Source organism: Arthrobacter humicola, from assembly GCF_039531445.1.
GTDB lineage: Bacteria > Actinomycetota > Actinomycetes > Actinomycetales > Micrococcaceae > Arthrobacter > Arthrobacter humicola.
Window position 1 is genome coordinate 96,875 of record NZ_BAAAQB010000034.1, and the last position, 18,774, is coordinate 115,648.

The 18,774-nt window shown below is 67.7% G+C and carries 14 protein-coding genes; 8 read left to right on the forward strand and 6 right to left on the reverse strand.

The window, feature by feature from the left end; genetic code table 11:
- Nucleotides 1–59 precede the first annotated feature (59 nt).
- The gene (locus ABD243_RS12310) at nucleotides 60–971 is read right to left on the reverse strand and encodes a DMP19 family protein (protein ID WP_344366014.1); all 912 of its coding nucleotides are present in this window, start codon (nucleotides 969–971) and stop codon (nucleotides 60–62) included.
- Nucleotides 972–1,166: 195 nt separating this feature from the next.
- Between ABD243_RS12310 and ABD243_RS12315 the strand changes: the two genes are divergently transcribed.
- Nucleotides 1,167–4,571: a DEAD/DEAH box helicase gene (locus ABD243_RS12315; protein ID WP_116767255.1), complete on the forward strand. Its 3,405-nt coding sequence runs from the start codon at nucleotides 1,167–1,169 to the stop codon at nucleotides 4,569–4,571.
- 41 nt (nucleotides 4,572–4,612) lie between these two features.
- Here the strand turns inward: ABD243_RS12315 and ABD243_RS12320 are convergent, their stop codons facing one another.
- Nucleotides 4,613–5,053, reverse strand: coding sequence for a hypothetical protein (locus ABD243_RS12320; RefSeq protein ID WP_116767256.1), 441 nt, complete (start codon nucleotides 5,051–5,053; stop codon nucleotides 4,613–4,615).
- A gap of 9 nt (nucleotides 5,054–5,062) precedes the next feature.
- Complete coding sequence (locus tag ABD243_RS12325) at nucleotides 5,063–7,009, reverse strand: primary-amine oxidase (protein ID WP_425547189.1); 1,947 nt, start codon at nucleotides 7,007–7,009, stop codon at nucleotides 5,063–5,065.
- A 118-nt stretch (nucleotides 7,010–7,127) separates the two neighbouring features.
- Here ABD243_RS12325 and ABD243_RS12330 point away from each other — a divergent pair, with 118 nt between their 5' ends.
- Nucleotides 7,128–7,718 (forward strand): TetR/AcrR family transcriptional regulator, encoded by a 591-nt coding sequence (locus ABD243_RS12330; RefSeq protein ID WP_344366023.1) that lies wholly within the window; start codon nucleotides 7,128–7,130, stop codon nucleotides 7,716–7,718.
- A gap of 124 nt (nucleotides 7,719–7,842) precedes the next feature.
- Nucleotides 7,843–8,814, forward strand: a complete 972-nt coding sequence (locus ABD243_RS12335) for an AraC-like ligand-binding domain-containing protein (protein WP_344366028.1) — start codon at nucleotides 7,843–7,845, stop codon at nucleotides 8,812–8,814.
- Nucleotides 8,815–8,912: 98 nt separating this feature from the next.
- Here ABD243_RS12335 and ABD243_RS12340 read toward each other — a convergent pair whose 3' ends face one another.
- The gene (locus ABD243_RS12340; protein WP_344366030.1) at nucleotides 8,913–10,382 is read right to left on the reverse strand and encodes an APC family permease; all 1,470 of its coding nucleotides are present in this window, start codon (nucleotides 10,380–10,382) and stop codon (nucleotides 8,913–8,915) included.
- Nucleotides 10,383–10,750: 368 nt separating this feature from the next.
- On the opposite strand from ABD243_RS12340, the gene ABD243_RS12345 reads away from it, so the two are divergent.
- A complete protein-coding gene (locus tag ABD243_RS12345) occupies nucleotides 10,751–12,160 on the forward strand; it encodes an aldehyde dehydrogenase family protein (RefSeq protein ID WP_344366033.1) in 1,410 nt (469 codons plus the stop codon).
- Here the strand turns inward: ABD243_RS12345 and ABD243_RS12350 are convergent.
- Together ABD243_RS12350 and ABD243_RS12355 are read right to left on the reverse strand one after the other, a co-directional pair.
- Nucleotides 12,150–14,342 carry an elongation factor G-like protein EF-G2 gene (locus tag ABD243_RS12350; RefSeq protein WP_344366035.1) on the reverse strand — a complete coding sequence of 731 codons (2,193 nt, stop codon included), beginning with the start codon at nucleotides 14,340–14,342 and terminating at the stop codon, nucleotides 12,150–12,152. The two genes, ABD243_RS12345 and ABD243_RS12350, sit on opposite strands and share 11 nt — an antisense overlap.
- 91 nt (nucleotides 14,343–14,433) lie before the next feature.
- Entirely contained in the window at nucleotides 14,434–14,832 is a 399-nt protein-coding gene (locus tag ABD243_RS12355; RefSeq protein ID WP_116767261.1) for a hypothetical protein, read from the reverse strand.
- Between the two features lie 634 nt (nucleotides 14,833–15,466).
- On the opposite strand from ABD243_RS12355, the gene ABD243_RS12360 reads away from it, so the two are divergent.
- From ABD243_RS12360 to ABD243_RS12375, 4 genes are all read left to right on the forward strand, one after another.
- Nucleotides 15,467–15,919, forward strand: coding sequence for a hypothetical protein (locus tag ABD243_RS12360; RefSeq protein WP_344366038.1), 453 nt, complete (start codon nucleotides 15,467–15,469; stop codon nucleotides 15,917–15,919).
- 127 nt (nucleotides 15,920–16,046) lie between these two features.
- Nucleotides 16,047–16,880, forward strand: a complete 834-nt coding sequence (locus ABD243_RS12365; RefSeq protein WP_344366041.1) for a COG1470 family protein — start codon at nucleotides 16,047–16,049, stop codon at nucleotides 16,878–16,880.
- 1 nt (nucleotide 16,881) lies between these two features.
- Nucleotides 16,882–17,391, forward strand: coding sequence for a hypothetical protein (locus ABD243_RS12370; RefSeq protein WP_344366044.1), 510 nt, complete (start codon nucleotides 16,882–16,884; stop codon nucleotides 17,389–17,391).
- Nucleotides 17,388–18,656, forward strand: a complete 1,269-nt coding sequence (locus ABD243_RS12375) for an Ig-like domain-containing protein (protein WP_344366047.1) — start codon at nucleotides 17,388–17,390, stop codon at nucleotides 18,654–18,656. Before ABD243_RS12370 ends, ABD243_RS12375 begins: the two co-directional genes overlap by 4 nt.
- Nucleotides 18,657–18,774: the final 118 nt, after the last annotated feature.

Below are 18,774 nucleotides of genomic sequence, written 5' to 3' on the forward strand. Positions count from 1 at the left end.
GCGGCGGTCTCGGCAGCAACGCGCAATGGCGCCGCCGCCGAGACCGCAGGGAAAGCCGCTTAGGCGCCAGCCTCTTCGAACTCCACTGTCTCTTCGAACTCCACGGCGGCGAGAATCTCGTTGGTCCGCGGGTTCAGCATGAAGGCCTCGTCGTCGTCTTCGAGCATGAGGAATTCGCCCTGTTCGGTGGTGAAGTGCCAGGCCAGGGTGGTCTCCCCGTTGTGCTCGTAGTTGGGATCGCCCATGGTGATCCGTTCCAGGCTGTGCCCGGCAATGTCGCACAGCTCCCGGATAATCTGTTCGAACTCCGGCGCGTCCAGGAGGGCTTCGGCCGCTGCGGCGGCCTGGCGCTCTGCGAGGTCGGGGATGCGGGCCACCCTGCCGGCGATGTGGGCATCGAGGTCATCGTCGTCAAGGACCAGCAGGTCCGGCTGGCCGCGCAGCCACGCGGCATTCAGTGCCACGATGTCCTCCGCTGCGAGGACCGTTTCGAATTCCCCGTCCAGTTCTTCGATGCGCCGCACGGCGTCGGAGACGTCACCCTCCGGGTCGTCGGCCTCCGTGTCGCCTCCGGCGACCCAGCTGCTGCCGCCGTCGAGGTAGGTGTCGACGTCGGTGTCGGTCAGGGCACCGAAAGCCGCCACCGTTCGGTTGAAGAGGTCCAGATGCGCGGCCGCGCCCATGCCCGCCAGCCCTTCCCGGACATAGGGATCGATTTCCTCGCGTTCCGGCACGGTGAACACGTACTGCGCGAAGCCGCCGGCCTGCGCCTGCGTCAGGTAGAAGTCCACGTAGTAGCTGCGCAGCGCGGTCGGGGAGATCTCGTCCGCATCCAGCAACTCCTCGAACATGGCGTTGACCACGTTGACGTTTGCGTCGACGACGTCCTCGTTGCCACCCCTGAGGCTTTCCGTTGTCAGCACGGTCGGGTAGCTGTGGGCGGACTGGCTGGTGGGCTCACCGTTGGTCATGCGAAATCCTTACTGCTGGAACTGCTGATACTCCGGACCCCTCCACGGTAGGTCCGTCGTCCCTGCCGGGAGCCGTGCCCCAGTTGAACGTCAGGCGAAGTTTGGGGGATGTTCCCCGGCGGCCGGCGAAGTTCCGGGGACCTTAAAGGCTCGCTAAGATGGATCAGATGACCTCCTGCCGAAAGTAGCGCGCACATGCCATCCCATCCGGACGAGAGTGCGGCACTGGCAATTCAGACTCCCGCGATCAACGACCGCTCCCTTGCGGCCGGACTTGCTTACGCCATGGGGAGCCGCGTTTCCGGAATGTCTTTCGATGCCGCCACCGGGCTGCTCCTGGGCAAGGTGCGGGGCGGCGCCGACGTTCCCTACTCCACGACGGCCAAGCTCGTGCGGAAAACCGGCGGCTGGAGCTGCACGGTGGGCGTCTGCAGCTGCCCGGTACGCAAGGATTGCAAGCACGTGGCGGCCCTGCTGTTCTCGGCCGAAGACAACCCGGCCATCCGGATTCAGCTGCTGGCCCCGGCGGAGTCCACGAGGCTGTCCCGCCAGAGCGCGCCGCCGGAGCTGGCCGACTGGGAGCAGGCGCTCAGTCCGCTGATCGCCAGCCCGGGCATCACCCCGTCCGCCAACGGCACGCCCCTGGCGCTCCAGTTCGACGTCGAGGAACCCGCCCCGCATTTTTCCTACACCGGCCGCCGCGATCCGCTCCGCAGCGTCCGCCAGCTCAAGGCACGGCCCGTGATCATGGGGGCCAAGGGCAAGTGGATCCGCGGCGACGTCTCCTGGAGCACGCTGAGCTACCTGAACTACCGGCGTGAATGCAACGAGGCGCATGTGGAGTGGATGCAGGAGTTCCTCGCCTCGCACACCGCCGTGGCGAACCGCCAGCATGCCGGCACCGGGCTGTGGCTGGGGCTCAACACCTACGCCGGCAAGAACCTGTGGAGCCTGCTGTCCCAGGCCCAGAAGATCGGCCTCGCCCTGGTGCACAGCCGCGGGACGGAGCCGGTACGGTTCGTTCAGGAGCCGGCCGCCGTCGGGCTCAACCTGGCGCGGTTCGGCACTGGCGGGGACGACGGCGGGCTGGAACTCGCGCCGACCATCACGGTGGAAGGCGAAGTGGTGGATCCGGCGTCGGTGGGGACCATCGGCCGCCCGGCGCATGGAATCTTCCTGACGTCCGACGGCGGCGCCCTGCCCGGCGTCGCCCCGACCGACCCCATCATCACGCTCGCCCCGCTGGAAAGCGGGCTCAGCGAGGAACTGCTGACCTTCGTCACGGGCGGGACCACCCTGCACATCCCTGCCCGGGACGAAAGCCGCTTCCTGACCGGTTTCTATCCCAAACTCAAGCAGACCGCCCGGGTAACGGCCTCGGACGAGTCCGTGGAACTGCCCGCGCTTGCCGTCCCCACCCTGTCCCTGCTGGCCAACTACGGTGCCGACCACCGGGTCCGGCTGCACTGGGAATGGCATTACAAGTCCGGGAACCTCGTCACGGCGCAGCCGTTGTGGCGGCATCCGGGCGACCACGGCTACCGGGACGACCCCGCCGAGGCCCGCATCCTGGAAGCCGTCGGGCAACCCTGGGACGTGGTCCCGGCCCTGGGCGAATCCGCGACCGGAGGCTGGGGCACGCCGCGCCTGGCGGCCACGGCGGAACTGTCCGGGCTGGACACGCTCGCCTTCACCGAGGACGTGCTCCCCCGGCTCCGCGACCTCCCCGGTGTCGCGGTGGACACCTCCGGCGAAATCGCGGACTACCGCGAAGCCGAGGAAGCGCCCGTGGTCGCGATCTCCACGAAGGCTACGGACAGCCGCGACTGGTTCGATCTGGGCATTGTCATCACCCTGGAAGGCCAGCCGGTGTCCTTCGCGGCGCTGTTTTCCGCCCTCGCGGCCGGGCAGACCCGCATGCTGCTGCCCAGCGGGGCGTACTTCTCCCTGGACCTGCCGGAGCTGCACCAGCTGCGGGCATTGATCGATGAGGCCCGCTCGCTGCAGGACAACCCGGGCGACAAAGACGCGCCCCTGCAGATCAGCCGCTTCCAGGCCGGACTGTGGGACGAGCTCGCGCACCTCGGCATCGTCGACGAACAGGCGGCTGCCTGGCGCGAATCCGTTGGCGGCCTGCTGGAAGGCGACATCAAGGGGCTGCCGCTACCCGCGACGCTGAACGCCGAGCTCCGCCCATATCAGCTGGAAGGCTTCAACTGGCTGAGCTTCCTGTACCGCCACGGGCTGGGCGGCGTGCTGGCTGACGACATGGGCCTGGGCAAGACCGTCCAGGCTCTGGCATTGATCTGCGCCGCGAAGGATGCGGCCACAGGAGATGAAGCCCAGTCCGACGCCGGGACCGCACCCTTCCTCGTCGTCGCCCCCACCAGCGTGGTGGGCAACTGGGAGGCTGAGACGGCGCGGTTCGCGCCGGGACTGACGGTGCGTGCCATTGGCGAAACTTTCGCCAAGAACGGTGCGGACCCGGCCGAGGCGATGGCCGGCGCAGACATCATCATCACCTCGTATGCCCTGTTCCGGATCGACTACGAGGCCTATGCGTCCCGGACCTGGGCGGGCCTGGTCCTGGATGAGGCCCAGTTCGTCAAGAACCACCAGTCCAAGGCCTACCAGTGCGCCCGCAAGTTGCCGGCCGCCTTCAAACTCGCCATCACCGGCACCCCGCTGGAGAACAACCTGATGGAGTTCTGGGCGCTGACCTCGATCGTGGCGCCCGGGCTCTTTTCCAGCCCAAAACGGTTCGCCGAGTATTACCAGAAACCGGTGGAAAAGAACGGCGATAAGGCACAGCTGGACAAGCTCCGGCGCAGGGTCCGGCCGCTCATGATGCGGCGGACCAAGGAACAGGTCATCCGGGACCTGCCGCCCAAGCAGGAGCAGATCCTGGAAGTCGTGCTGAATCCGCGGCACCAGAAGGTCTACCAGACGCACCTGCAGCGGGAACGCCAAAAGATCCTGGGCCTGATTGACGACGTCAACAAGAACCGCTTCACCATCTTCCAGTCGCTGACCCTGCTCCGGCAGCTCAGCCTGGACCCGTCGCTGATCGACCCCTCGCTCTCCGGGGTACGGGCCAGCAAGCTTGATGTCCTGTTCGAGCAGCTCGCGGACCTCGTGGCCGAGGGCCACCGGGCCCTGATCTTCAGCCAGTTCACCGGCTTCCTGGGCAAGGTCCGGGAGCGCCTGGTCGAGGAGAACATCGAGTTCTGCTACCTCGACGGCAGCACGCGCAACCGCTCCGACGTCGTGAACGAGTTCAAGAACGGCGCCGCACCGGTGTTTCTCATCAGCCTCAAGGCCGGCGGCTTCGGCCTGAACCTGACCGAGGCCGACTACGTGTTCCTGCTGGACCCGTGGTGGAACCCTGCGTCGGAGGCCCAGGCCGTGGACCGGACCCACCGGATCGGCCAGGCGCGGAACGTCATGGTCTACCGGCTGGTCGCCAAGGACACCATCGAGGAGAAGGTCATGGCCCTCAAGGCGAAAAAATCCCAGCTCTTCGCCGACGTCATGGAAGGCGACGCGCTCAGCGGCGGCGCCCTGACCGCCGAGGACCTGGCGGGGCTCTTCAACGACTGACACGGTTGACCCGCAACGCGGCCGGGTCCCCGGCCCGGACTTCAGCCGCGGGGCCGGGTCCGGAGCCGGGCCAGGAGCGTCGCGGCGAGCAGCGCCGTCGTCATTTCCAGCACGATGACTGCCAGCAGCGCACCGGCACCGGACGGCGCCGCACCGGAGGCAGCGGCCGCGGCACCATGATGGCTGTGGCCCTCGGCGCCGGACCCGACGCCGAGGAGCAGAACCGCGTGGACCCCGGTCATCACCAGTGCCGAGGCCATGACCTGGCGCAGGGAGCTGACCCGTCCGTGGCGCCAGATGTGCACGGCGCACGGCAGGCACACCGCCACCATGGCGAGCATGAGCACGTTTAGCCAGGTCCCGTGCTGGTTCCCGGCGACAAGCCACAGGTGCGCGAGGCACGACCCCGCCGTCACGGCGGCGCAGATCCGGGGATGGAGCACGATGCCGGACCGGCGGCCCCATCTGAGGGCGACACTCACGGCGTCGGACTAGCTGTGGCAGTGGCCGCCGGCGTCGCCATGGCAACCGGAGGACTGCTGGGCGTTGGCGGGCACATCCAGGACGGGGCTGCGGTCAAAGAAGCCCTCGGGGCGCAGCTTGAAGCCGGCCGTGTCCACGGGCATGATCGGCCAGTCCTCGGGCCGCGGGAAGTGGGTGAGGCCGAAGGTGTGCCAGAGGACGATGTCCTGGCCGTCCAGGTCCCGGTCCTGGGCGATGTAGGCCGGCAGACCGGCTCCGCCGGCGTGCTGGTTCACGAAGTCGCCCGTGGGGTACATCTCGTCTTCGGCGAACCGGGTCACCCAGAGGTCTTTCGTGGCAAAGCCGGCACGCCGGGCGATGGAAGACTCCGGGTCCGCCAGCAGGGTGGGCTGCCCTTCGGCATGGAGCTTGTAGGCCACGGGTTCGCCGAGGCGGTTGCGTGATTCCGGGTTGGAGATGACCCAGGTCCGGCCGCTGCGGGCGTCGGCCTCGCGGGCGCCATCGGATTCACGGGCGATCACGGTGCGCTTCCGGGAGAAGGCGTTGCCGCGTTCGTTGCCTTCGCCCATCGCCTGCCGGACCACGTCTTCTTCCTCAACCCGGTTGGTGAGGCCGTCGATCGCCATATCCAGGCGGGCGCTGAACAGGTGCTGGTGGTAGGGCGCGCCCAGGCCCGGGGCGAGCTGGGAGATGTTGGCCGATCCGCCCTCCGGGTAGGCGGAGGTGAAGACGACGCCGGTGGCCTTGGCCTCGAACTCAATGGTGCCGTCGAGGTAGAGGTACCAGTAGAAGCCGTAGTCGTAGTTGCCGATGGTGGTGAAGAAGGAGATCACCAGGCGGCGGTTGCGGCGGGTGTAGTTGATGCCCGTCCAGAGGTCACTGTGCTTGGCCAGGATCCCCCAGTCTTCCTCGTGCATGCAGATGCCGTTGCGGATCTCGCGGGCGTTGCCGAAGGCGTCACTGATGACGGGGCTGAGGTACGTGATCTCGCCGAGGCAGTCGCAGCCAAGCTCCAGGGAGTTCGCGTACTGGCCCACGAGGTATTCGCCGGTATCGAAGTAGTTCTGCCAGGACCGGATCGGCGACGGGTCCCCGTACGGGACCACCATTTCGGCGATCGACGCCCGGTTGATGACGGGACGCAGCCGGTCGCCGTCCCGGAACGCAAGGTTGTGGAGCACCACGCCTTCGCGGACGTCGAAGCCGACGTCGACGCTCCACTTTTCCCACTCGATGTGATTCCCGCCGGTGACGGTAAAGCTGGGCCCCTCTGGCTGGGTGATGTTGATGGGCTTCTGCGTGGTCCGCAGCGGCCCGGTCAGCTCAGGATCCGTGTAGTTGCCGTGTTCGGCGGGAATCGGGACGACGCCGGTGTCCAGCACCTGTGTGACTTCCTTGTTGACGACGTCGACGTACGCCACGAGACCGTCCACGGGGTGCGCCCAGGCGCTGTCTTCCGGGAAATCCTGAACGAAGGCCAGGCCACGCAGGATTCGGCGTCCTTTTTCCTCCGGGTATTCGAACACACCGGCAGACAGCGGGGCGACGCGGACCTTGCTGACGTCCAGGCCGCGGCTGGCCAGCGCCTTGAGCCACCGCTCGTCCGTGGCCAGGAGCTGCTCGACGACCTCGAACTCCTCTTCCAGGACAGGAAGCTCGCCGGTCACCGCTGTGTCCAGCTCGACGACGGAGACCACCGCACCGCTGGACACCGAGACGGTCACGTCGGCCGGGCGCCCTCCCGAGACGTCGTGGATGAAGGCCCGGAACCGGCGGTCCTCGCTTGCCTCCGGCGCGTTCCTGGCGGGGTCCACCAGGCCCAGGTACGCGATGCGCTTGCTCTCGCCCAGCAGGCCCGCCGCTCGCAGGATGCCTTGGACTGCGGTGATTTCGACGTCCGCGGCCAGACTGTACGGGCCATACGGAGTGCGGGTGTCAGTTTGTGCGGTCATCATGACGGCCTTCGATCGGGGACCCGGGCGGGTCAGAACTTTATTTTCTATACTTGTAGAGAATACGGAAATGTAAGCTGTGCCACAAGAGTCCGACGCAAAATAATTGGGGAGCTGTCCGGTGCCAAAGATTGTCGACCACGACCAGCGGCGGCTCGAACTCGTCGACGCCACATGGCGGATTATCGCCCGGCTCGGGATCGAAAGTGCCACCATGCGGGAAATTGCCCTCGAGGCCGGCTTTGCGAACGGCGCCCTCAAGCCGTACTTTCCCACCAAGGATGACCTGCTGACCTTCGCGTTCGGGCACGTCTTCAACCGCACCAACGAGCGCATCGCGGAAGTCACCGCCGGGCAGGTCGGGCTCGCGGCCCTGCGGGCATTTTGCGTCGAGGTGCTGCCGCTGGATGAGGAGCGGATCAATGAGGCCCGGATTGTCATCCCGTTCTGGCAGAAGGCCATCAACGACCCCGACAAGGCCCGGATCCACCGGGATTCGATGGAGCAGTGGCTTGCGGCCATGCGGCGGTACCTGGCCGAGGCCCGGTACGCCGGGGCCGTCACCACCGCCGTCAACGACGCCGCCCTGGCCGGCCAGCTGCTCAACCTCCTCCTCGGCGCGCAGATCGCGGCGGCGCTCGCCCCGGAAGGCCAGGTGGAACTCGGGCTGAACGAGCAGCTGGAGGGATTCCTGACCCTGCTCGGCTGCTAGGCGCCTGCAACAGTCTTTTTTCGCCAGCTGTCGAAAAAAATGACATCGGCGGGCTGCGGGGCTACCCTAAAAGGAGTGTGTCCCATGACACAGTCCCCAAAATACGACGGCGTCAGGATCTTCGATGACCGCAGTTGCAGCCCGACCATCGTCCAGTCCCGCCGGGCAGGACGTCCAGATCAGCACGGCAGCCTCCTTCGAGCACTGGCGGCACCTCATCGCGGAGTCCTTCGTTCCCCTGGGCGCCTCGAGCCGCGATGCGGACAACTTCCGCGGCCGCATGCGGTCCCGCAGACTGGACCGCGTGGCGATCGTCGAAGTCTCCTCCACGAGCCATGAGGTCCACCGCACGCCGGCACTGATTGCCCAGTCCAACCAGCGCTACTTCAAGCTCAATCTCCAACTGCAGGGCACCGGACTCCTCATCCAGGACAACCGCGAGGCCCTCCTGTGCCCTGGCGACCTCTCCATCTACGACACCAGCCGCCCGTACACGCTTGCCTTCGAGGGGGACGCCCGGCTCATGGTGGTGATGTTCCCTTGGGATGCGCTGTCCCTGCCGCCGGACTGCATCGCGCAGCTTTCGGCCGTGCGGATGGCGGCGGACAGCGGCCTCGCCGGGATCGTCGGGCCGTTCATCTCCCACCTCGCGGAGAACCTGGATGCGCTGAGCGGCCCGAGCGGCTCGCGCCTTGCGACGAACGCCCTCGATCTCGTCTCCACGATGCTGCACTCGGAACTGGACATGTCCCCGGACCGGATGCGGCCGCAGGCCCTACTCGCGGCCTCCGTCCGCGAGTACATCGACGCCAACCTGGCCGATCCCATGCTCTCGCCGGCGTCCATCGCGGCGGCCCACTTCATCTCCACCCGGCATCTGCATAACGTCTTCCATGAATCCGGGACCACCGTGGCGAGCTGGATCCGGACCCAGCGGCTGGAAGGGGCGCGCCGCGAACTGCGGGATCCGCTCCTGGCCGGCATGCCGGTAGGGGCCGTGGCCGCGCGCTGGGGCTTCCTGGATGCCGCCCACTTCAGCCGTACCTTCCGTGATGCCTTCGGCGAATCCCCCAGCGACTGGCGGCGCGGCGCCTGAGCCTGGCCTTCCACCCGGATTCGGACGCGGAAGGGGCGGTGCCGGATGTGTCCGGCACCGCCCCTTCCGTGTCCAAGGCTGGTGTCCAGCGCCGACGGCTAGGCGGAGACCTCGGCTCGCGCGGCCCTGCGTTCCACGGCAACTTCCACCAGCACGCCGGCGGCAAACACAATGGGCACAGTCAGCAGCAGGCCCACGGCCGTTTCGGCACTGCCGCCGATCAGTGCGGTGAAGTTGCTGATCACGAGGGACAGGACCCAGCCAAGCAGCACGGTGGCGAGCACCGGTGCCACCACGGTCTGCCAGAGCTGGCCGGGCACCCTTTCGCGCCGGAAGTACGCGACGACGGCCAGGGAGCAGAGCATGTACAGGACCAGGAGCGCCGCCACGGCCAACCCGCTGAACCAGGAGAAGAGGGTCAGGACAGGGTCCAGGGACAGCACGGCGAACGGCGCCACGAGCAGGAAAGCGACCACGGTCTGGATCCGGGCGGCGACGGCGGGAGCCTTGTGCCGGTTGGTCCGGGCCACTCCGCGGGGCATCGACCCGCGCAGGGCCAGCGAATGGAGGTAGCGGTTGATGCCGTTGTGGAAGGCGATGATGCCGGCCAGCAGGGAAGTCACGAGCAGCATGCCGGTGACGGTTCCGGCCCACGGCCCGAACAGCTCCACCATGGGTGTCAGCACGAAGGACGTGGAGTCGCCGGATTCCAGGGCCGCGCCCGCGGCGTCGATGACGTGCGAGGGGCCGTAGTAGCTGACCAGCATCCACGAAATGAAGGAGAAGAAGACCGCGATGACCCCCACCGAAAGATAGGTGGCACGGGCCACCGTGCGGTGGGCGTCCTTGGCCTCGGCCGAGTAGATGGCCGTGGATTCAAAGCCGAACATCGAGGCGACAGCGAACATGATGGCTACGCCCGGGGCGCCTGCGCCGATCGCCGCGGGAGAGAAGGAGGCAGCCAGGCTGAGCCCTTCCGGTCCGCCGCCCCGCAGCAGCACGGTGAAGCCAAACATGAGCAGGATCGCGACCTCGAGGCCTACGAGCACCGCAAGGACCCGGGCCCCGAGTTCGATGTTGAGGGATCCCAGCACCTGCACGCCCGCCATGGTGATCATGGCCAGCAGCCACCAGGGAACCACGATCCCGGCGGTTCCGAGGACGCCCGAAAACGCGGCGCCGTATAGCCCGTACATCGCAGCCTGGACCGTGCTGTACGCGAGGAGCGCGAGCCACGCCGCTCCGGCCCCGATCTTCCGCCCAAAGGCGGCGGTGACATAGGCGTAGAAGGCGCCGTTGGCCTGGATCTTGCGGCTCATCGCGACGAACCCGACGGCGAAGATCACGATCACGATGCCCACCACCAGATACGCGCCGGGCGCGCCGGGACCGTTGCCGAGGGCCGCGGCCAGCGGTGACGCCCCGACGATTCCGGTCAACGGCGCCTGGGCGGACAACACAAAGAAGAGAATGCCCATGACGCCGACGCTTCCGGCGCGCAGCGCGGTGGAGTGCTCCGTGCGAGGACTGGCTTCTGCGGTCGGGGACTCGGATTTTGAAATACTCATCGGATCCTTCTTAACGGTCATGAGTCTGGGAAATTTCGGTCTGGGAATATGGGGGGTGCGTTGCACCGTGAAATCCAGCATGGCAGGTGGCGCGCGTCACGCTCTTGTCGCTCAGCGATCGGTTGTTGTTCCCCAGCGCAATGGAATCCCGGGCCCTCGCGATCATTCGCAGCGGGTCAACTGCAGTTCGCGCAAAGACAAGACTGCAGGTCCGGCACCGGAGGAAACTCGGACATGACAGTACGGGCGCTCTGGAACCATCTTGCGCCGCGTGCAGCGTCTCAACAACACAGCGCTTCAATGACCCAGCCCTCAACTACCTCTGCCTTAACTACCAGCGCCTCAACTACTCGATGTGGAGTACACCCATGGAAACCTACGACGCCCTTCTCGCCTCGATCTCCCCGACGTCCGGGGAAACCCGGACCATCCTGGACCCCGCCACCGGCCAGCCGGTCGGACAGGCCCCGGTCCACACCGTTGAGGACCTGGAGCAGGCCATCGCGGCCGCAACGGCTGCCCAGCCGGCCTGGGCCGCCCTGGGCCACGACGCCCGCTCCGCCGCGCTCCTCAGGGCAGCCGACGCCGTCGAACGCTCCGCCGAGGAACTCGCCCGCCTGCTCTCCCGTGAACAGGGCAAGCCCCTTAACGGCCCCAACGCCCGCTTCGAAGTCGGCGCCTGCGCCGCCTGGCTGCGCGTCGCCGCCACCACAGCTTTGGAGCCGGAAACCGTGGTGGACGACGGCGAAACCCGCGCCGAACTCCACTACCGGCCCATCGGCGTCGTCGGCGCTATCGGCCCCTGGAACTGGCCCATGATGATCACGGTCTGGCAGCTCGCCCCCGCCCTGCGGATGGGCAACGCCGTGGTGGTCAAACCCTCCGAATACACCCCGCTCTCCGTCCTGGCCCTCGCCGCCGTTATCAACGAGGAACTCCCCGAGGGCCTGTTGTCCGTGGTCTCCGGCGGCCGGGAGGTCGGCGAGGCCCTGGCCGGACATCCCGGCATCGGCAAGATCATGTTCACCGGCTCCACCGCCACCGGCAAGGCCATCATCAAGTCCTCCGCCGACACCGTCAAACGCCTCACCCTGGAACTCGGCGGCAACGACGCCGGCATCGTCCTGCCCGACGCGGACCCCAAAGCCATCGCCGAAGGCCTGTTCTGGGGCGCGTTCATCAACACCGGCCAGACCTGCGCGGCCCTCAAACGCCTCTACGTCCACACCGACATCTACGACGCCGTCTGCGAGGAACTCACCAACGTCGCCGCCACGATGCCCATGGGCATCGGCCTGGACGAGGCCAACGTGCTCGGTCCGCTGCAGAACCGCCAGCAGTACGACATCGTCGCCCGGCTCGTGGATGCCGCCAAGGCCTCCGGTGCCCGGGTCCTGCTCGGCGGCAACCCCGACCCGGACCGGACCGGCCACTTCTACCCCACCACCCTGATCGCGGACATCGACAACGACAACCCGCTCGTCACCGAGGAGCAGTTCGGGCCCGCCCTGCCGATCATCCGCTACAGCACCGTCGACGAAGCCGTCGCCAACGCCAACGCCCTCGACGTCGGACTCGGCGCCTCCGTGTGGTCCGCCGACCCCGCCGCAGCCCGCACCGTCGCGGCCCGGCTCGAAGCCGGCACCGTCTGGATCAACAAACACGGCGCCGTAGACCCCCGCATCCCCTTCGGCGGAGCCAAGCAATCCGGCTACGGCCTCGAATTCGGCGTCGAAGGCCTCAAAGCCCTCGGCGTCCCCCAGGTCATCAACGGCTGACGCCGCTCTTATTGGGGGCCGGCGCAGCTACCTGCGGCACGGGTTCGTGCCGCAGGTAGCTGCGCCGGAACCGGCCGCTGCCGGCGGTCAAGGCCCGCAGCTCCACCGCGTACTTCAGCAGCTCCTGGTCCGGAACCTCGGCGCTGATCTCGGTGCTGTCGTCCGCGGCGGACGTCGTTCCCGTCAGCCGCGCCCGGCGGGAGGACAAGTCGCTCATCACGGCGCCCACGTGGTCCTCCGAAACGCTGATGGTCACAGCCGAGACCGGTTCCAGGAACTGAATCCGGGTGGCCGCTGCGGCTTCGCGAAGGGCCAGGGCACCGGCCGCCTGGAAGGCCGCGTCGGAGGAGTCCACGCTGTGGGTCTTGCCGCCAACCAGCGTCACCCGGATATCCACCACGGGGAATCCGGCGGAGACGCCCTTCTGCATCTGCGCCCGCACGCCTTTTTCCACCGAGGCGATGAAGGGCCCGGGAATCACCCCGCCCACCGTCTTGTCGACAAATTCGAATCCGGCGCCGCGCTCGAGGGGCTCCACCTCGATGTCGCAGACGGCGTACTGGCCGTGGCCGCCGGATTGTTTGACATACCGCCCGTGGCCGGCCGCCGGCGCGGCGAACGTTTCGCGCAGCGGGGTGACCACCGGTACGGTCTGCAGGTTCACTCCCTGGTCCCGCAGCCTGCCCAGGACGACGTCGGCATGGGCCTCGCCCATGCACCACAGGATCAGCTGGTGGGTTTCAGAGTTCCGTTCCACCCGCAGCGTCGGGTCCCCGGCGATGACCTTGCCCAGGTTCCTGGCCAGGACGTCCTCATCGCCGTGTGTGGCCGCTTCGATGGCCACCGGCATGAGCGGATCCGGCATGTCCCAGGCGGCGACCAGCAAAGGCGACTCCTTGGCCGAAATCGTGTCGCCGGTCTCCGCGGTGCCCAGTTTGGTCAGCGCGCAGATATCCCCGGCCACGCAGAACGCTACCGGCCGCAGACCGGATCCGAGCGGCGAGTACAGGTGCGTGATGCGCTCGTCGCTATCGTGGTCCTCGTGGCCGCGGTCCGCCATGCCGCGGCCGCCCACGTGGATGGCGGTGTCCTCCCGCACGACGCCGGAGAAGACGCGCACCAGGCAGACCCGGCCGAGGAATGGGTCGATCGTCGTACGCACCACTTCGCCGAGCAGCGGCCCTTCAGGGTCACAGGCCAGCGGGCCGGCGGCCACGCCGTCGAGGTCCGTGGCTGTCGGGACCCCGCGCTCAGCCGGCGTAGGAAAAGCGCGCACCAGGACGTCCAGCAGTTCCGCCAGGCCAAGTCCTGATTCCGCGGACACCGGCAGCAAGGGGTGAAAGGACCCGCGGGCGACGGCGGTCTCCAGATCGGCGATCAGGGCTTCGGAAGCGATTTCTTCACCCCCGAGGTACCGGTCCATGAGCGTCTCGTCCTCGCTCTCGGCGATGATCCCTTCGATCAGCGCGCCCCGCGCGGGCTCCGACCCGGCGAGCTCGACGTCGGTCGCGGCGCGGGCTGCGGGTGCCGCTTCGTCCGAACCGTACTGGGAAACCGTGCCTGTCAGCAGCCCCAGCAGGCCGGTGACGGCACCGTCGGTGCTGACCGGTAAGTAAAGCGGCACGATGGAGTCGCCAAACGCCAGCCGGCAGCGGGCAAGGGCGGCGTCGAAATCCGCGCGCGGATGGTCCAGACGGCTAATGACCACGGCCCGGGGCATTCCGAGCCGCTGGCACTCGTTCCAAAGCGCGGTGGTCGCGGCGTCGACGTCGTCGGTGGCCGATACGACAAACAGCACCGCGTCCGCCGCCCTCAGCCCGGCGCGCAGTTCTCCGATGAAATCCGTATAACCGGGAGTGTCCAGCAGGTTCACCTTGATGTCGCCGACCGTCACGGGCACCACGGCCAGTGCCACGGAGCGTTGCTGGGCGATGGCGGCGGGATCCGAGTCGCTCACCGTGGTGCCGTCGGCGATCGAGCCCTTGCGCGTGATGGCCCCGGTGGCGGCAAGCAGAGCTTCAGTGAGCATCGTCTTTCCAGCACCTGAATGGCCTACAAGTGCCACATTGCGGATCTTGTCCGGCTGCTCCGGCGGCGCGGAGCCGTTGGCGTCGGCCCGCCGGAGATCAGACGTGCCCCGGGCCGGACCCCTCGACGGAGTCTTGGCGGCTTTCGATGGCATGAAATCCTCCTGGCGTGGCGTCCACTCGTGCCCCGCAGGGCCTTCCGTTAAGGATTGGACACCCTGGGACGCCCGGACAGCAAGGGCTTTTTCACGCCGCGGCCGGAGCAACCAGGGATCCGGAGGCCGCCCGGTCCTTGAGCCAGCGGCCCAGGGCCTTTCCTTTGCCCTTCCACCAGTTGTCTTCGTCGGTGTCGTGGTGCCACCGGAAGATCACGGCGACCAGGATGAAGACGCCTGCGGCGACGTTTGTCCAGGAGCCGGACGCGGCATCGAGGAGCACGCTGAACGCCATGACAAGGATGGACGGCAGGGCCAGGGTGCGGAAGACGGTGTTGGCCACATAGCGGCGGTGGGACCGCGGGACGGAGACTGCGCGGACGAAGTCGAAGCACAGGCATACCACCACGAGCGCCTGCCCCAGGGACATGAGAATGTGCCCTGGCAGCGAGCCGGCAAACAGGACGGCTGCCTGGAGCCCCGGGCTCATCGCGTGCCCGCGAACGTGGACGGTCCAAACTCAGCTGACTCATGCATGCGATGCCCCCCGGCCTCTACGCTGCTGTGCTGGCTCCGCCCGGGCTTCCCGAAGGAGCTGCGAGCGTGTCACACCAGACTTTCTGACACCCCAATTCAACGCGCGGCCCTAGCCTGAAGTCACGCGCTTCAGGTACCCGACTATCGGAAGGCACGTTACCCGTTTCCGCTCCGCAGTACTCAGTTCGTTGCCGCGGCTACTTGCCCGGGCGCCACGGCATGCCGGCACCGCGTCTGCTGAATCCGCCCGGAGCTGCGGATAAAAGCAGACTACTTGCTCCACTAATCCAGGCCGGACACGGCGGCTCGAGGCCGTCCGCACGCGCGTAATGTCGCACCGTTTCGTCCTGCCGCGCGCGTAGTTTCCGTGAGGAAACCAGAAGCTCTCAGCGCCGAAACGCGAGTACCTTACTCGAGAGTAGGTAATTCCGGGGCGAAAAGACGAGTACAACTACGCGTTGTCCCGTCCGCTCTTCACCGCAACGATTGGGCCATCGATTCAGCGCGGCAACCGCAGGATTGGGGGGAATGCGGCTCAGGCCTGTTGACTCCTGTCCGGGTGCCACCCACACAAGGAGTCTCACAAAATGCGCAAGCTCACCAAGAAGAGCAAGGTCATCGCCGTTGCAGCCTCAGTCGCCCTCGTGGCCGTCGGCGGCGGCACTGCCTACGCCTACTGGACCACCACCGGCGCCGGCACCGGCACCGCTGCCAACTCCACCGGCGGCGGCACCGTGACCCTGCATGCAAGCTTCGCGGCCGGCCTGGCACCGGGCAACTCGGTGCCCGTGACCTACACGGCCGACAACAGCACCAACACCGGCACCGTCGTCGGCGCCCTCACCGCAAAGGTGACCACGAGCGTGGATACCTGTCTGCCGGCATGGTTCGCGGTCAGCGCCGATACGTCGAACTCCCCGGTCGCGGCGAACAGCACAGGCACCCAGGTGGGGACGGGAACACTGGAGTTCCTCAATAGCGCCGCCAACCAGGATGCCTGCAAGTCGGCCATCGTCACGGTCACAGTCAGCAGCGTATAGCTGGCGTCCCCGGCGGGCCGGACACCCGGCCCGCCGGGGCGGCCTTCGGGCCACCGCACAACAACGCATCAGCCACCGCCGACACCCACGATCCGTGCCATGCCGCCGGGTCGAAGGAGGATAGGGAATGCAGCATCTACTGCGGTTCTTCCGGCTCGCCAGGGATCACGCGGGTCTCGCCGGCCGCGTCCTTATCATTGGCCTGCTGGCCATCTTCCTGCCGGCGGGCACGCTCTACGCGGCCGGGCAGCAGTCCGCCCCGCCAAAGCCCGGAATCCTGGTCCAGGTCACGCCGTCCACCAGGAACGTGGACCAGGGACAGGCGACGAGCTACTCCGCAAGCGTCAGCTCTACGGGCGGGTTTACCGGCACCGTAACGCTGGCAGTCGCCGGCATCCCGGCCGGGGCAGCGGCCAGCTTCTCGCCGTCGTCCGTCAAGCTGACGGCCGGGGGTACGGCCCAGCTCAGCATGAATGTATCCACGGCATCCTCTACTGCCGCCGGAGACTACGCTTTGACCGTGACGGGCCAGAGCGGCGCGATCCAGTCGGCTTCCGTACAAACCCAGTTGCGGGTCAAGGCTCCCCTTCGGGTGTTCGGGCTCTCCGGCGATGTGGCGGGACTGCTCGCCCCCGGCACGAGCCGGCCGCTGGACCTCGGATTCAACAACCCGGATAAGAGCATCGACGTCGGCAACCTGACGGTCTCGATCGCGGGTGTAGTCCGCACCGCGAAGGCGATCGCGGCTAGCCTGCCCTGCACGGCGCAGGACTATGCCGTGGTGCAGTTCAGCGGGCGCTATCCCCTGGCGGTTCCGGCCGGCAGCAGCTCGCTCTCACAACTTGGCGTTCCATCCGCCCAATGGCCGCGGATCGCAATGCTCGACGCTCCTCGTCTCCAGGACGGCTGCAAGGGCGCAGTCCTCCAGTTGGCCTACTCGGGATCAGGGCAGGGAAACTGACATGCAATCCACACGATCCATGCTGCGCGGCACCAGAGTCGCCGGAACTGCCTCCGCCGCTACCGCCGCGCTCTGTCTGCTGGCCGGTGGCGGCACCGCCTACGCCTACTGGGCCACTACCGGCACGGGTTCCGGTGCCGCAGCCGCAGCCCCGATGCAGACCGTCGCCGTCGACGCGTTTGTTGCCGGCGACTCGAACCGGACCAGTCTGGTTCCGGGCGGCAGCGCTGACGTCATCCTCCGCGCCAGCAACCCCAACGCGTTCGCGGTTCAGTTGTACTCGGTGGCCTCCAGCGGGGCAATCACGGCCGATGCCGCCCATTCCGGATGCACCACCACCGGGGTGTCCTTCACGGCCCCGGCCGCACCGCTCGCACCTGCCGTGACCATCCCGGCTAACTCATCCCTGCTGGTCACCCTGCCGGGCGCGGCCGGCATGTCCGCCCAGTCACAGTCCGCCTGCCAGGGCGCGACCTTCAAAATTCCCGTCACCGTGGAGGCCCGACGATGAGCCGTCGCAACACCCGCCAGGCACACCCGAGCATCCGGAGCCGCGTTGCCGTCATCGTTGCCGGCGTTGCCCTGCTCTCGTGGGCCGGTCCGGGGGCCAACGCCTTCTGGGCGTCGGTCGCGAACGGGGGGTCCGCGGCGGCCGCCGCTGATGCCGTGGCCGCCGGCGCCACGCCTTCGGCCAGCGTGTCTGCGGGAAATGTCACGCTGGCATGGAAGGCCGCCGCCACCCTTGCCGGCCGCCCTGTCAGCGGCTACACGCTGGCCCGCTATGCTTCGGCATCCGGCGGCACCAGAATCGCCGCGGGGGGAACCTGCACGGGCACGGTTACCGCGGGGCTGGGCTGCACCGACCAAGGCGTCCCGACCGGCACTTGGTACTACACGGTCACCCCCGTACTCGGGCAGTGGCAAGGACCCGAGAGCGTCCGGAGCGCAGGCGCCGCCGTTGACACCACCCCGCCAGCCGCCCCTACCGTCTCGGCCCCGGCCTATGTCAACTCCGCCACCGTCGCCACCGTACCCGTCAGCGGCACCACCGAACCCGGGGCATCCATTGCCCTGACGGTCAAGGACGCCGGCACCCCTGTGCATACCGTCACCGCTGCTGTGACCGCGGACGCGTCCGGAGCCTGGAACACCGCTGTGAACCTCTCGTCTCTGGCTGACGGGACGCTCACGTACAGCGCCGTCGCGACCGACACCGCGGGCAACCAGGGCAATCCCACACCGCCGGGCACAGTAACCTCCGTCAAGGACGTCACTGCCCCGACGGTGTCCGGGGTGGTGCTGGCCGACGGCGGCGGCAAGGGCGGCAAGATCGAACCCGGCGACAAGGCCACCATCACCTTCTTCGAAGCCCTGGACTCCTCGACAATCTGCAGCAGCTGGGCCCCCGGTGCCGCAGGGACCCTCAGCGGGGACAACCAGGTCACTGTCACCATCAGCGCGGGCAACGTCCTCAGCGTCAGCGTGGACAGCTCGGCCTGCCCGACGTCGAGAATTGGCAGCGTCGCCCTCGCTGGAAACTACTCCCCGTCGGGAACACTCACTTACAAGGGAGCCGGAGGGTCCGCCTCGACGGTCAGCTGGAGCCCCGCCACCCGGATGCTCACCATCACACTGGGGGCCTTGGCCACGGGAAGCGCGAACAATGGAACGGTTAAGGCCGCTGTGCCGACGTACACGCCCACAGGTGGCATGCGGGACGTAGCAGGCAACGCCCTTGCCGTCACCCCGGTGGCAGGCTCGAGTTCGTCCTTCTGACACATCGCAGGAGTGCCCGGGACCCTCAGGGTCCCGGGCACTCCTGCGTTAAGCCAGGATTCAGTCTTCGATCCCCCGCGGCCGCCACACCACCAACGCCTGCGACCTCGCTTGGGGG